General features: G+C 63.5%; 12 protein-coding genes. 8 read left to right on the top strand and 4 right to left on the bottom strand.

Annotated features, from left to right (window positions below):
• Positions 1-60: 60 nt before the first annotated feature.
• A complete protein-coding gene (locus PF049_04690) occupies positions 61-2,139 on the top strand; it encodes a TonB-dependent siderophore receptor (protein WBY17453.1) in 2,079 nt (692 codons plus the stop codon).
• A 14-nt stretch (positions 2,140-2,153) separates the two neighbouring features.
• Here the strand turns inward: PF049_04690 and PF049_04685 are convergent, their stop codons facing one another.
• Together PF049_04685 and PF049_04680 are read right to left on the bottom strand one after the other, a co-directional pair.
• Positions 2,154-2,699: a (2Fe-2S)-binding protein gene (locus PF049_04685; protein WBY17452.1), complete on the bottom strand. Its 546-nt coding sequence runs from the start codon at positions 2,697-2,699 to the stop codon at positions 2,154-2,156.
• A 32-nt stretch (positions 2,700-2,731) separates the two neighbouring features.
• The gene (locus PF049_04680; GenBank protein WBY17451.1) at positions 2,732-3,496 is read right to left on the bottom strand and encodes a class II aldolase/adducin family protein; all 765 of its coding nucleotides are present in this window, start codon (positions 3,494-3,496) and stop codon (positions 2,732-2,734) included.
• Positions 3,497-3,627: 131 nt separating this feature from the next.
• Between PF049_04680 and PF049_04675 the strand changes: the two genes are divergently transcribed.
• Genes PF049_04675 through PF049_04665 form a run of 3 tightly spaced genes read left to right on the top strand, consistent with a single transcriptional unit; the run spans position 3,628 to position 6,316 of the window.
• The gene (locus PF049_04675) at positions 3,628-5,010 is read left to right on the top strand and encodes an MATE family efflux transporter (protein WBY17450.1); all 1,383 of its coding nucleotides are present in this window, start codon (positions 3,628-3,630) and stop codon (positions 5,008-5,010) included.
• Positions 5,007-5,585, top strand: coding sequence for a TIGR04282 family arsenosugar biosynthesis glycosyltransferase (locus PF049_04670; protein WBY17449.1), 579 nt, complete (start codon positions 5,007-5,009; stop codon positions 5,583-5,585). The genes PF049_04675 and PF049_04670 overlap by 4 nt, the downstream gene beginning before the upstream one ends.
• Positions 5,582-6,316, top strand: a complete 735-nt coding sequence (locus PF049_04665; GenBank protein ID WBY17448.1) for a glycosyltransferase — start codon at positions 5,582-5,584, stop codon at positions 6,314-6,316. The genes PF049_04670 and PF049_04665 overlap by 4 nt, the downstream gene beginning before the upstream one ends.
• Before the next feature lie 3 nt (positions 6,317-6,319).
• On the opposite strand, the gene PF049_04660 is transcribed toward PF049_04665, so the two are convergent.
• Both PF049_04660 and PF049_04655 read right to left on the bottom strand, forming a co-directional pair.
• Complete coding sequence (locus PF049_04660; GenBank protein ID WBY17447.1) at positions 6,320-7,333, bottom strand: SDR family oxidoreductase; 1,014 nt, start codon at positions 7,331-7,333, stop codon at positions 6,320-6,322.
• Positions 7,333-8,388, bottom strand: a complete 1,056-nt coding sequence (locus tag PF049_04655) for a methyltransferase domain-containing protein (protein WBY17446.1) — start codon at positions 8,386-8,388, stop codon at positions 7,333-7,335. Before PF049_04655 ends, PF049_04660 begins: the two co-directional genes overlap by 1 nt.
• Positions 8,389-8,486: 98 nt before the next feature.
• Here PF049_04655 and PF049_04650 point away from each other — a divergent pair, with 98 nt between their 5' ends.
• The 4 genes from PF049_04650 (at position 8,487) to cysN (ending at position 13,901) form a co-directional block, all read left to right on the top strand.
• Positions 8,487-9,914, top strand: a complete 1,428-nt coding sequence (locus tag PF049_04650) for an FAD-dependent oxidoreductase (protein WBY17445.1) — start codon at positions 8,487-8,489, stop codon at positions 9,912-9,914.
• Positions 9,911-10,909 (top strand): radical SAM protein, encoded by a 999-nt coding sequence (locus PF049_04645; protein WBY17444.1) that lies wholly within the window; start codon positions 9,911-9,913, stop codon positions 10,907-10,909. Before PF049_04650 ends, PF049_04645 begins: the two co-directional genes overlap by 4 nt.
• A 65-nt stretch (positions 10,910-10,974) precedes the next feature.
• On the top strand, positions 10,975-11,964 hold the full coding sequence (gene cysD, locus PF049_04640; protein ID WBY17443.1) for a sulfate adenylyltransferase subunit CysD: 990 nt from the start codon (positions 10,975-10,977) through the stop codon (positions 11,962-11,964).
• On the top strand, positions 11,964-13,901 hold the full coding sequence (gene cysN / locus PF049_04635; GenBank protein ID WBY17442.1) for a sulfate adenylyltransferase subunit CysN: 1,938 nt from the start codon (positions 11,964-11,966) through the stop codon (positions 13,899-13,901). The genes cysD and cysN overlap by 1 nt, the downstream gene beginning before the upstream one ends.
• Positions 13,902-13,908 lie beyond the last annotated feature (7 nt).

The following is a 13,908-nucleotide window of genomic DNA, read 5'->3' as shown; positions in this document are numbered from 1 at the left end:
AATTACTCTCAATAGCAGGCCCGCAATATTGAGAATAACTCGCAAGAAAGTCCCGATTCGATGAAAAGCACAGTGCGCGCAGCCCTCCTGACCGGCGCCGTCTTCCTTCCTGCCTTCCCCGCCCTCGCCAGTGCGGATGCCGCGCCAGAGCGCGATTACCTGCCGTCCGAAATCGTCGTTACCGGGGAAAAGGACGGCTATGGCGACAGCGACGGATCGACCGGGACGAAAACGCCGACGCCGCTGGTGGATGTGCCGCAGACCGTCACTTTCATCACCGAAGACCAGCTGGAAGACCAGTCGGTGCGCCAGCTGGGTGAAGCACTGCGTTACGTGCCGGGCGTCAGCCTGGAAACGGGCGAAGGCCACCGCGACGAGATCTTCATCCGCGGACAGGAAACGACCGCCGACTTCTATATCGACGGCCTGCGCGACGATGCGCAATATTACCGCTCGCTCTACAATATCAGCCGGATCGAGGTGCTGAAGGGCGCCAATGCTCTGATCTTCGGACGCGGCGGCGGCGGCGGTGTCGTCAACCGCGTGAGCAAGCGCGCAACCTTCAACGATGCCTTCACGCAGGGCGAGGCGTCGGTCGATACGTTCGGCGCGTTTGCCGGCGTGGTGGACGTCAACCAGCCGGTCAGCGATACCGTGGCCCTGCGCCTGTCCGCGACCTACGAGGAATTCGACAGCCACCGCGATTTCTACGAAGGCAATTTCGTCGGTATCTCGCCGACGATCACCGCGGCCCTCGGCCCCGACACCACCCTGACCGCGCATTATACCTATGACGAGGACAACCGCCTGACGGATCGCGGCGTGCCGGCTTTCAATGGTGGTCCCTTGCGCGGTTATGACGAAACGCTGTTCGGCGACCGCGACTTCAACGACAGCGAAATTGAGGCGCATATTGCCCGTACCCGTCTGGAGCACGAGTTCTCCGGCACGCTGTCGGCCAATGCCAGCATCCAGTACGCCAATTACGACAAGACCTACGCAAACATCCTGCCCCGGGGCACGGATGGTACGACCGTCCGGCTGGGCGGCTACCGGGATGCGACGCAGCGCGAGAACCTGTACGGTCAGGCGAACCTCGTCTGGCAGGTCGATACCGGCCCGGCCAGCAACACGCTGTTGCTGGGGGTCGAGGCCGGCCGCCAGGATACGCAGAACCAGCGCTGGAATGTCAATTTCGACACCACCGACACGGTGACGCTGGCCGATGTGATCAGCATCCCCGCCTTCACCACCGCCCAGTCGCGTTCGCGGGACAGCAATCTCGATACGTTCTCGGCCTATATCCAGAACCAGCTCGACATCGGCGATCATTTCGAAATCATCGCAGGCCTGCGCTTCGATCGCTTCGACCTCGATACCGTGGACCTGATCAGCGGAGTGGACGGCAGCCGCGTGGACGAGGAAGTCTCGCCGCGCGTGGGCCTCGTCTTCAAGCCGCAGGAGAGCCTGTCGATCTACGCTTCCTACGCCGAAAGCTTCCTGCCGCAGGCCGGCGACCAGTTCCTGCTGCTGTCGCCGACCGATGCCGCGTTCGAACCGGAGGCGTTCCGCAATTACGAAATCGGTGTGAAGTGGGCCGCGCGTCCGGGCCTGCTGGCAACGGCTTCCGTGTTTCGCCTCGACCGCGACAACACCACCGCTCCCGATCCGGCGAACACCGGCCTCACCGTCCTGACCGGCGCCAGCCGGGTCGAAGGGTTCGAGGCCAGCATCATCGGCGAAATCACGCCGTTCTGGGAAGCCAGCCTCGGCTACACCTATCTCGACGGCGAAATAACCGAGACAACGTCCAGCGCCGCTGCGGGTACCCGACTGCAGCAATTGCCGGAGCACCAGTTCAGTGCCTGGAACCGCTTCAACCTGAACGAGAAGTTCGGGATCGGTTTCGGCGTCATCTACCAGGACGAGCAGTTCGCCAGCTTCTCCAACAATGTGGTGCTGCCCGATTACTGGCGCGTCGACACCGCCGCGTTCTACGACGTGAACGAGAACGTGTCGCTGCAGGTCAATATCGAGAACCTGTTCAACGAGGATTACTATCCCAGCGCACACGGCGACAACAACATCCAGCCGGGCGAACCCTTCAGTGCCCGCTTCGGTGTGCGCGTGAAGATGTAACCGGTTGCCCGGGGTCAGTCCGGCCGGGGCGGAGCCATTGCAGGCACCGCCTCGGCGGCATCCTCTGCCGTGATACCCGGCGCGGGCGCGGCGCTGATGCGCTCTTCCCGCCGGGTCACGGAGGCTGCCCTCTGGATTGCCCGGACCAGCCGGGGCTGTACCCCGCAGGGGCAGAGATTGGGGATCGCAGCCTCTATCTCGGCCTCGCTCGGCCCGGCATTGCGATCGAGCAGGGCGGCTGCGGCCATCGCAATTCCGGGTGTGCAGAAACCGCACTGGATCGCCTGGTTCGCGACCAAGGCCTGCTGGACCGGATGCGACCGGTCACGCGACAGCCCTTCGATCGTGGTGATGAAGCGCCCTTCCGCTTCCTCGATCGTGATCAGGCAACTGCGCAGGGCCGATCCGTCGACCAGCACCATGCAGGCCCCGCAATCCCCCTTGCCGCAGCCATTCTTGGTGCCTGTAAGATTGGACGCCTCGCGCAGGGCGACGAGCAGGGGCGTCTGCCCGTCGAGCAGATATTCGACCGGACGGTCGTTCACGGTCATGCGCGGCATGGCGCCCTGCCCCTACCCTGAGTTGCCCGGCCTCAGCTGCGCCAGCTATCGTCGATGCGGTCGATCTTGCGCTTCCAGGCCTCGAAATCGAACAGGCCTGCACCGCCTTGCGTCTGCATCACGGACAGGTCGCGCTGGTGAACATCCACCACGTCCTGCGTTACGATATTGGCATTGCCCTGGCTCAGCGTTGCGATCTGGATCTCGCAGGCGCGCTGCAGGGCCCACATCTTCACGAACATGCCGGGAATGGTGCGGTCCATGACCACGGGTCCGTGATTGCGCAGCATCAGGATGGAGTGCTTGCCAAGGTTCTCGACCAGTCGCTCGCCCTCTTCCTCGCGGACGGTGACGCCCTCGAAATCGTGGTACCCGATCTGGCCCTGGAAATTGCAGGCATAGAAATTGGTCGGCAGCAGCCCGTCCTTGTGGCTGCATACCGCCATCGTCGCCGTCGTATGAACATGGCAGATGGCATTCGCACGCTCGCCCAGATGCTTGTGAAAATAGGCGTGCTGCGTGAAACCGGCCTTGTTCACCGGATAGGGCGAACCGCCGATATTGTTGCCCTCGACGTCGATCTTGACGAGGTTCGAAGCGGTCACTTCCTCGTAAAGAAGGCCGAACGGATTGATCAGGAACGCACCCTCTTCGCCGGGCACGGCCACGCTGATGTGGTTGTAGATCGATTCCGACCAGCCGAGATGGTCGAAGATGCGGTAGCACGCCGCCAGGTCCAGGCGGGCCTGCCATTCTTCCTTGCTGTACTCTTCCTTGGGCTTGAGCTGCGTGGCCATCGGTATCTCTCCTTGTCTTCGTTGCCCGCCATATCGCACGGATGGTGCGTTTCGCACAAGCTGGCTCGCGGTCTTTGCCCTTTCCCACCCGGCGCCCCGCCGCTAACGCGGGAGGGTATGAGCAAGCCTCTATGAGCGACAATGCCAAGCTGACACGCGGCAGCATTCCGGGTCATCTCGTCACCCAGACCGCCCCGATGGTGATCGGGGTCGCCGCCATCATGTCCATCGGACTGGTCGACACCTACTTCATCGGCCAGCTCGGCGCGCCGCAACTGGCGGCCATGTCGTTCATCTTCCCGATCAGCGTGGCCCTTTCCAGCCTGGGTGTCGGCATCATGGTCGGCATCAACTCGGTCGTCGCACGGGCGCTGGGTGCAGGAAACGACGAGCGCGCGGCACGGCGGGCCAATTTCGGCATGGTCTTCGCCGTGGGATGTGGCATTGCGCTGGGCCTCGCCCTGTTCCTGCTGATGGACCCGTTGTTCCGCCTGATGAACGCGGAAGACGACCTGCTGCCCTTCATCCGGACCTATATGCGGCCCTACGCGGTCAGCTTCCCGCTGCTCCTTGCCATCATGGGGATCAACGGCGTCCTTCGCGGCCAGGGTGAGGCGAAGAAGACCTCGCTGATTTCCGTCACCTATGCTGCGGCAAATTGGGTGCTGGATCCGATCCTGATTACCGGGGCATTCGGTTTCGGCGGGCTTGGTATCGTCGGCGCAGCCTATGCGACGGCCATCGGCTGGGCCTGCGGTATAGCCGCCGGTTTCGTCCTGCTAAGGAAGACCGCCCTGCCTTTCGACCTCACCTTGCTGAAACGCTGCGGCGTCGGCGAATCGGCCGCTGCGATCCTGAAGGTCGCCGGGCCTGCCGCCTTTTCCAATGCGATCAACCCGATCGGCCTGTCGATCCTGACCGCGCTGATCGCGATAGAGGGGCAGGCCGCGGTCGCAGGGTTCGGCGCAGCGGGCCGGTTGCAGAGCTTCGCCGTCGTGCCGCTGCTTGCGCTGTCGGGGGCCATTGGCGGTATCGTGGGCCAGAACTGGGGCGCGGACCGGCATGGCCGGGCCCGAAAGGCGGCAGCCTATGCCGGCGGTTTCAGCATCGTCTACGGCCTTGCGATTGCCGTGTTGCTGTTCGCTTTCGGGGACTGGTTCGCCGATATCTTCACCGAAGAGGCGGCGGTTATCGAACAATTCTCCCGATATCTGACCATAGCCGCCTGGGGTTATGCCGGATATGGCCTCCTGATTGTCGGCAATGGCGTACTGAACGCCGTCGACAAGGCATCGCTTGCTTTGCTGCAAAGCTGCGCGCGCGTTTTCCTCGTCATGCTGCCCTTCGCCTGGTTCCTGCGTTCGAGCTGGGGTGCCGATGCCATCTATGCAGCGGAACTTGCGTCCAATGTCGCAGGGGGCGCCGTTTCCGCCGCTGTCGTCTGGTGGGTCCTGCGCGATCGTTCGACCACCGCGCCTGCCAAGTCCGTATCGGCGGAACCGGAGGCAGCATGAGCGCGCCCGTCGTTTCCATCTTCGCGCGCTGGCCGACACCGGGTGCGGCAAAGACGCGGCTGATCCCCGGCTATGGCGAGGATGGGGCCGCTGCGATCTATACCCGCTTGCTGGAGCATACGGTGCGCGAGGTGCGCGGCTCCGGATTGCCCTTCACCCTGCGCACGACAGGCAGCGAAGGCCCCGCTTTTCGCGAATGGCTGGGCGAGGAAGTGTCCGTCACCGACCAGGGCGATGGCGACCTGACGGACAGGCTATGCCGGGTGCCCGCTCCCGGGATTTGCATCGGCAGCGATTGTCCAGGGCTTACAGCCGGTCTGCTGCAGGATGCTGCCAGCGCGCTGGAAAGCGCGCCGGTGGTCATCGGCCCTGCGAGCGATGGCGGATACTGGCTGATTGGTTTCTCGCACCCCTCACCCTGGCTGTTCGCCGACATGCCGTGGAGCACCGATGCCGTCCTGCCCACGACCCTGGAGAGATGCGCAGCACGCGGCATCGAACCGGTCCTTCTCCCGCAGCTCTCGGACGTGGACGAGCCTGAGGACCTTACCGACTGGCCGGAATTCCTGCCGTGACAGGGGATGAAGCGAGCGTCGCGCTGGTCATCCCGGTGCTGGATGAAGAAGCCGCCCTGCCCTCGTTGATACGAACCTTGGCGAGGCTCGAGCCTGCGCCTTCCGAGATCATCGCCGTAGACGGCGGCTCCATGGACGGGACGGCGCATCTGGTCCGGGAGGCGGGCTGGACGCTCATTGCCTGCGAGAAGGGCCGGGCGCGGCAAATCAATGCGGGCGTTGCAGCAGCCACGGCAGATCATGTCTGCGTGCTGCATGCCGACACGATCCCGCCCGCCGACATGGTGCAGGTGATCCGCGACACGCTGGCCGATCCGAAGATCGCTCTCGCCAGCTTCACGCCGCTGATCACCGGGCAAAAGACCCGCTGGATCACCAGCGCGCACAATTTCATCAAGACCTGGTACGCCCCGCTCATCACCCGGCCGCATCATTTCGTCCGCGGCGTCCGCCTGCTGTTCGGCGATCACGCGATGTTCTTCCGGCGGAGCGATTTCCTGGAAATCGGCGGATGCACGCCGGGCGATGCCATCATGGAAGAAGCCGACCTGTGCGTGAAATTCGCCGCACTGGGCCGCACGAAAATGGTCCGCCGCGTGGTGCGCACTTCGGACCGGCGCATTGCTGCATGGGGTCCGCTGAAGGCGAACTGGATCTATTTCAAGGTCGGGATGCTCTGGGCTTTCGGGATGCGCGACAGGATGGGCGCGCATTATCCCGATATCCGTTGAGCCTCAGGCTTTCAGGAAGCCGACATCGATGCAGTACTGGATCAGTTTTCGCAGCATCGCGTGGTCCATCGGCGGCGCCTGAATGCCCGTAACCGTGCGCGTGTTCGCATCGTCGAACCGCGGGTCGCGCTGGAAATAATTGGCGTAAAGCCCGGCCACCCGCCGGAACAGCCGCCGCTCCATTGCAGGCAGCGTTGCAGGGTCGAAATCTTCCGCCTTCACCAGCGTCGGCGCATCGAACGCATCGAAGCTGCCAATGGCATCGGCAAACGCCTGCACGGGAACCGGGCCTCCCGATACAAGGTGATAGGTTCCGCCGTCCGCTGACATCATGTCCTGCGCGATCGCCACAATCCCCGCAGCCACATGGTCGACCGGCACGAAGTCCAGGGTCGCGCCTTCGGCGACCGGCATGTGGCGGACCCGGCCCTCGGCAATCAGCTTGAACGCCGCGTAGATGGTGTCGAACTGGCGGATCGCGCCGGTCCTGCTGTTGCCCACGACGATGCTGGGCCGCGCTATGGCATGGGTCAGGCCGCTCCCGCGGACCAGTGCCTCGGCCTCGGCCTTGCTCGCCTCGTAGCCATTGGTGAAACCGGTGGACGGCAGGGGATCGCTTTCCAGCACCGGTCCGCTCCGCGCGCCGCAGACATAGGCGGTGGAGACGTGCAGCAGTGCTGCGCCGCTGGCCCTGGCCAGCTCGACGACGCGCCGCGTACCCTCGACATTGGTCGCGTGGTAGGCGTCCTTTTCCAGGTCGAACCGGGTGAGCGCCGCGCAGTGGATTATTACGTCCACACCCTCTGCCAGCCGGGCGCGCGTCTCTTCATCCAGTCCCATGCCGGGCAGGGACAGGTCGCCTTTCACCGTCTCGGCAACACCGGCGGGCCGCCCGTCATTGGCGGCGACTTCCGGCTTCGAGCGCACCAGCGCAGTGACCGTGTGCCCTGCATCCGACAGGCGCGCGCTGACCTCTCCGCCGATCAGACCGGCAGCCCCCGTAACCAGTATACGCATCAGCAGCAGGCCGCGGGACCGGCCGGAGCCGTTCCTTCATCCGCGCCGAAGGGGACGGCGATGCCGCAATCGGGAAATACGCCGTAATGGGTCGTGAAATCGCCGAAGAAGTCGAAATGTCCGGCAAAGCGGGTATCGGCCAGCATCTTCCAGCTATTGCCGCAGATGGGGAACATCCGCCCAGCCTCGATATGGTGGTGCCCGTCGAGTTCGAACACGCGCTCCTGGCCCTCGACAGTGCCCCTGTACCGCACGGCCTGGCCGTAATCCTCGCACTGCGTTTCGAGATCGGGCAACTTGAACAGGCGATAGGTCGCGGAATGGAAGGCAATGCCATCCAGTTTTTCCGCGACCTGCGGATCGCCGATTTCCAGCGGCCGGCTGGTCACCAGCCGGGGATCGGCAAAGCCCGCTTCCCTGGCCAGCGCAAGGAAGTCGGCCCAGTATAGCGCGCCCGACAGGCATTCGCCGTGCAGTACGGGATCGTCTTTCAGGGCATCGGGAACGCGGCGTTCGGCATAGACGTCGGAAAAATACAGCTCGCCGCCTTGCTTCAGAAGGTCGTGCGCGGCGGCGAATACCGCGCGCTTGTCCGCGACGAGGTTGATGACGCAGTTGGAGACGATGACGTCGTAATGTCCGGCCGGCAGGTCCAGCGCGCGCAGTTTCTCGATATCGCCTTCCACGAAGGACACGTTGCCTTCTGCGTAACCGAAGCGTTCCCGGTGCCAGTCCAGATGCTCGCGCGCAACGGCGAGCTGCTCGGGCGTGGCATCGACGCCGGTCACCGTCCCGCGCTCTCCGACCATCTGCGCGAGGATATAGGCGTCCTGCCCGCTGCCCGATCCAAGGTCGAGGATATGCGCGCCCTTGATCGCCTGCGGAGCAACGAGACCGCAACCGTAATAGCGGGACCGCACGTCCTCGTGCACGTTCATCATCGCCTTCAGAATGGCGGGCGGCGGGGCCTCTGCCGTGCAGCACGCATCGGTTTTCAGGTCCAACGACCCTTCCAGCACGCGGCCGTAATAATCCTGACTGTTTTCCAGATTCATGTAACTACGCACCCTTCCGGTTCGAAACACGATGTGGTCGGCATGCGGGCATTCGCATGGCGAGACTTTTGGTTACAGGCCGTCTACAAGGGACGCATATGAAATTCACCCATGATGTCATCGTTATCGGCGGCGGAGCGGCCGGGCTCACCGCCGCGGGCGGCTGCGCGCTGTTCGGTCTGAAGGTAGCCCTGATCGAAGGGCACAAGATGGGCGGCGAGTGCCTGAACAATGGCTGCGTCCCGTCGAAGGCGCTGATCACCGCGGCCCGGCGTGCGGCGGAAGCGCGCACCGAAACGCTGCACGGGGTGACGCTGGCCGCACCAATAGTCGAATGGAGCGGCGTCCACCGGCACATCCACGAGGCCATCGCCCACATCGCCCCGCATGATTCCGAAAAGACATTCGAGGAGATGGGCTGCGAGGTCATTCGCGACTGGGCGAAAGTGACGGGCAAGCACGCGGTCGCGGTCGGCGGCAGGACCCTGACTGCGCCCCGCATCGTGGTGGCCACCGGATCGAAGCCGTTCGTTCTCCCGATAGACGGGCTGGATGCCGTATCTTACCTGACCAACGAGAACCTGTTCGAGCTGACGGAGCAGCCCGGTCACCTCCTTATCATAGGGGGCGGTGTCATAGGGATGGAAATGGCGCAGGCCTTCCGCCACCTGGGCAGCGAGGTCACGGTCATCGAACCGGACACGCCCATGGGCCGCGACGATCCCGACAATGTGCAGGTCGTCATAGACACGATGGAGGCGGAGGGCGTCCGCTTCGTGAAGGGCAAGGCCAGCGCCGTCTCCGGCACTGCCGGAGATATCCGGATCACGCTCGACAATGGCGACACGGTCGGCGGGACGCACGTGCTGTTGGCAGTGGGCCGCCGCGCCAATACGTCCGGCTTCGGGCTGGAAGAACTGGGCGTTGAGATGGCCGGAAACGGCATCAAGGTGGACGATCGCAGGCGCACATCGGTCAAGTCCATCTACGCGATCGGCGATTGCCGCAACGGTCCGCGCCTGACCCATGTTTCGGGCTATGAAGGATCGAACGTGGCGCTGGAAATCGTCACCGGCCTGCCGACGAAAGTGGACTGGAAAGCGCTGCCATGGTGCACCTTCACCCAGCCCGAGGTCGCCCAGATCGGCATGACCGAGGTAGAGGCGCGCGAGAAACTCGGCGACAAGGTCACGGTCGTGACCGAAGGGTTCGACGACAATGAACGCGCCATCGCGGAAGGCTCCACGAAGGGTCGCCTGAAGGTCATCCTGAAGGGCAAGAAGGTTATCGGGGCGAGCATCGTGGGCAAGAATGCCGGCGAGCTACTCTTGCCCTTCACCCAGATGATTACCGGCAAGAGCGGGACCTTCGACATGGGCTCTGCCATCATCAGCTACCCCACCCGCAGCGAAATCACGAAAGCTGCCGCATTCAGCGCATGGGAACCGACGGTGTTCGGATCGCTGCCGAAGAAATATGCGGCATTCGTTGCCAAGATGCGCCGGACGTTTACCTCGGCATCATGAGCACAGGCACACGCACCAGAAGCCGCAACGCGCCGCAGGGCCCCTCCCCCTTTGCGGTGGAGGCGGATGAGCTTCCACCGGCGAAATTCACCGACCCCGACATCACGGCCAAGGGCGAGGCCCGGGCGCAGGTCCCGCTGACCGGGCTGGAAACGCTGTGGTTCAACACCGGCACGCTGTGCAATCTCGCCTGTGCCAGCTGCTATATCGAGAGCAGTCCGACCAACGATGCGCTGGTCTATATCCGCCACGCCGACGTCGCCGCCTATCTGGACGAGGTCGCGAGTGGCGGCCTCGACACGAAAGAGATCGGCTTCACCGGCGGCGAACCGTTCATGAACCCCGAATTCCTTGCCATGCTTGCGGACACGCTGGACCGGGGGTTCGACGCGCTGGTCCTGTCCAACGCCATGAAACCGATGCGCCGCCACGAAACCGCTTTGCTCGCCCTGCGCGAACGCCACGCGGACCGGCTGACCATCCGCGTGAGCCTCGATCACCATAGCAAGGCCGTGCACGAGGCAGAGCGCGGACCGAACAGCTGGGATGCGGCAATCGGCGGCCTGAAATGGCTGAGCGACCACGGCTTCTCGATCGCCGTCGCAGGCCGGATGCTGCCCGGCGAAGGCGAAATGGACGAGCGGAAAGGTTATGCCGCCTTGTTCGACAACGAAGACATTGCCATCGACGCCCACGATCCCATGCGTCTCGTCCTGTTTCCCGAAATGGACGAGGACAAGGACATTGCCGAGATCACCACGGCCTGCTGGTCCATTTTGGACAAGGATCCCGCCGACATCATGTGCGCGACCAGCCGCATGGTCGTCCACCGCAAGGGCGAGCCAGCCCCGCGCGTCGCGGCCTGCACGCTGATACCCCACGACCCCGGTTTCGACATGGGTGCGACCCTGGAAGAGGCAAGCGCGCCGGTTAAGCTGAACCACCCGCATTGCGCGCGCTTCTGCGTCCTGGGCGGGGCGAGCTGTTCCGCCTGAATAGGTATGCTACCGGGCCGGCTCGGACTTCTACGGCAAAAAGCCCTTCGCATTTGCACCATGAAATGCCATTGGGCGTAACCGTCGAACTGCAGGGCGATTTGCCCCTAGAACGCCACACGGATAAAACCCCCGATCCCATGACCAAATCCCTGACCCATCTCGAACGCCTCGAGGCCGAGAGCATTCACATCATGCGCGAAGTCGCCGCAGAGGCGCAGAAGCCGGTGATGCTGTATTCCATCGGCAAGGACAGCGCCGTGATGCTGCACCTTGCCAAGAAGGCGTTCCATCCCTCGCCCCCACCCTTTCCCCTGCTGCATGTCGATACGACCTGGAAGTTCAAGGCGATGTACGAACTGCGCGAACGCAGCGCGCAGGAAGCCGGGATGGAGCTGCTGGTGCACCAGAACCCGGAAGCCGAAGAGCGCGGCATCAACCCGTTCGACCACGGCCCGCTCCACACCGACATGTGGAAGACGCAAGGGCTGAAGCAGGCGCTCGACAAGTACGGCTTCGACGCAGCCTTCGGCGGCGCGCGCCGCGACGAGGAAAAAAGCCGCGCGAAAGAGCGCATCTTCTCGTTTCGCACGGCGAGCCATGGCTGGGACCCGAAGAACCAGCGCCCTGAGTTGTGGAACATCTACAATGCGCGTAAAGCCAAGGGCGAAAGCATCCGCGTGTTCCCGCTCAGCAACTGGACGGAACTCGATATCTGGCAGTACATCATGGCCGAGAATATCGAGATCGTGCCGCTGTACTATTCGGCCAGGCGCCCGACCTACGAATATGAAGGCGGCCTGTTCATGGCCGACGATCCGGAGCGGCTGGAAAAGGTGCTGGGCCACATGCCCGAGCTGACCGAACGTTCCGTGCGCTTCCGCACGCTGGGCTGCTTCCCGCTGACCGGGGCGGTCGAGAGCGAGGCGGCGACATTGTCCGACATCGTGCAGGAAATGCTGCTGACGACCACCAGCGAGCGGCAGGGCCGCGTCATCGACAAGGATTCGGGCGACGCCTCGATGGAGAAAAAGAAGCAGGAGGGCTATTTCTGATGACCGAACAGGCCGCCTCCACGGATCCCGTCTACAAGACCGACGCGCTGATCGCGGAAGACATCGACGCCTATCTCGATGCGCACCAGAACAAGACCATGCTGCGTTTCATCACCTGCGGGAGCGTGGACGATGGAAAGTCGACCCTGATCGGGCGGCTGCTGTACGATTCGAAGATGATCTTCGAAGACCAGCTTGCCGCGCTGGAGAACGATTCCAAGCGCGTCGGCACGCAGGGGCAGGACATCGATTTCGCCCTGCTGGTCGACGGTCTCGCGGCGGAGCGCGAACAGGGCATCACGATCGATGTCGCCTACCGCTTCTTCGCGACCGAGAAACGCAAGTTCATCGTCGCGGATTGTCCGGGCCACGAACAATATACGCGCAATATGGTCACGGGCGCCAGCACTGCCGACCTAGCCGTGATCCTGATTGATGCGAGGAAGGGCGTTCTCGTCCAGACGCGCCGCCACAGCTTCCTGTGCAAGCAGCTGGGCATCCGCAATATCGTGCTGGCGGTGAACAAGATGGATCTCGTCGATTACGACCAGTCCACCTTCGAAACCATCGTTGCCGATTATCGCGTCTTCGCAAAGGACATCGGGATCGAGGATTTTACCGCCATCCCCATGTCGGGCCTGGCGGGCGACAACATCACCGACCGGTCGGACAATACCGGATGGTATGACGGCCCGACCCTGCTGGAAGAGCTGGAAGGCGTCGAGGTGCTGAGCGCGGTCAACGCGTCCAAGCCCTTCCGCATGCCGGTGCAGTGGGTGAACAGGCCCAATCTCGACTTCCGCGGTTTCTCCGGCCTGATCGCAACCGGGACGATCGCGCCGGGCGACACCGTCCGCTCGCTCCCGTCGGGCAAGACCAGCACGGTCAAGTCCATCGTCACTTGGGAAGGCGAACTGGAGGAAGCACAGGCCGGCCAGTCCGTGACCATCACGCTGGAAGACGAGATCGACTGCTCGCGCGGCGACGTGCTGGCGACCGCCGATGCTCCGCCCGAGGTGTCCGACCAGTTCGAGGCGACGCTGGTGTGGATGGATGACGAGCCGATGACGCCGGGCCGGGCCTACTGTCTCAAGCTGGGCACGCAGAACGTCTCCGTGACGGTGCAGGCGCCGAAATACGAGATCAACGTCAACGACCCGGGCAATACGGGATCGCATCTCGCTGCCAAGACATTGGAGCTCAACTCCATCGGCGTGGCCGAGATCACGACCGACAAGCCGGTGGTGTTCGAAGCCTATGAAGACAACCGAGCGCTGGGCGGTTTCATCCTTGTCGACAAAATTACGAACCGGACTGTGGCAGCCGGGATGCTGCATTTCAGCCTTCGCCGTGCGCAAAACGTGCACTGGCAGGCGACCGATATCGGGCGCAAGCACCATGCAGGGCTGAAGAACCAGACGCCGCGCGTCCTGTGGTTCACCGGCCTGTCGGGCAGCGGAAAATCGACCATCGCCAACGAGGTGGAAAAGCGCCTCAGCCTGATGAACCGGCACACCTTCCTGCTGGATGGCGACAATATCCGCCACGGCCTGAACAAGGATCTGGGCTTCACCGACAGCGACCGGATCGAGAATATCCGCCGCATCGGCGAAGTGGCGAAGCTGATGGCCGATGCGGGCCTGATCGTGCTGACCGCCTTCATCAGCCCCTTCCGCGCGGAACGCCGGATGGTGCGCGACATGCTGCCCGAAGGCGAGTTCATCGAGATCTTCGTCGACACCCCTCTGGAGGTCGCCGAGGAACGCGATGTGAAGGGTCTCTACAAGAAGGCCCGCGCAGGCGATCTCAAGAACTTCACCGGGATCGACAGCCCGTATGAAGAGCCGGAGAATGCCGAGATCCGCGTCAACACGGTCGAGATGACGCCGGAAGAGGCCGCGCGTTATATCGTCGACCAGATCATGCCGCTGAAATGACGGACAC

It is taken from the genome of Erythrobacteraceae bacterium WH01K (assembly GCA_027941995.1).
Taxonomy (GTDB): domain Bacteria; phylum Pseudomonadota; class Alphaproteobacteria; order Sphingomonadales; family Sphingomonadaceae; genus CAJXSN01.
The sequence above is the reverse complement of the archived record's forward strand: the minus strand, read 5'-3'. Positions and strand labels throughout refer to the sequence as shown.

Coding starts and splice junctions, on each gene's coding strand:
- cysN (WBY17442.1), top strand. CDS start 11,964: ATGACCGAACAGGCCGCCTCCACGGATCCCGTCTACAAGACCGACGCG.
- PF049_04650 (WBY17445.1), top strand. CDS start 8,487: ATGAAATTCACCCATGATGTCATCGTTATCGGCGGCGGAGCGGCCGGG.
- PF049_04670 (WBY17449.1), top strand. CDS start 5,007: ATGAGCGCGCCCGTCGTTTCCATCTTCGCGCGCTGGCCGACACCGGGT.
- PF049_04685 (WBY17452.1), bottom strand. CDS start 2,699: ATGCCGCGCATGACCGTGAACGACCGTCCGGTCGAATATCTGCTCGAC.
- PF049_04660 (WBY17447.1), bottom strand. CDS start 7,333: ATGCGTATACTGGTTACGGGGGCTGCCGGTCTGATCGGCGGAGAGGTC.
- PF049_04680 (WBY17451.1), bottom strand. CDS start 3,496: ATGGCCACGCAGCTCAAGCCCAAGGAAGAGTACAGCAAGGAAGAATGG.
- PF049_04690 (WBY17453.1), top strand. CDS start 61: ATGAAAAGCACAGTGCGCGCAGCCCTCCTGACCGGCGCCGTCTTCCTT.
- PF049_04645 (WBY17444.1), top strand. CDS start 9,911: ATGAGCACAGGCACACGCACCAGAAGCCGCAACGCGCCGCAGGGCCCC.
- PF049_04655 (WBY17446.1), bottom strand. CDS start 8,388: ATGAATCTGGAAAACAGTCAGGATTATTACGGCCGCGTGCTGGAAGGG.
- PF049_04675 (WBY17450.1), top strand. CDS start 3,628: ATGAGCGACAATGCCAAGCTGACACGCGGCAGCATTCCGGGTCATCTC.
- cysD (WBY17443.1), top strand. CDS start 10,975: ATGCCATTGGGCGTAACCGTCGAACTGCAGGGCGATTTGCCCCTAGAA.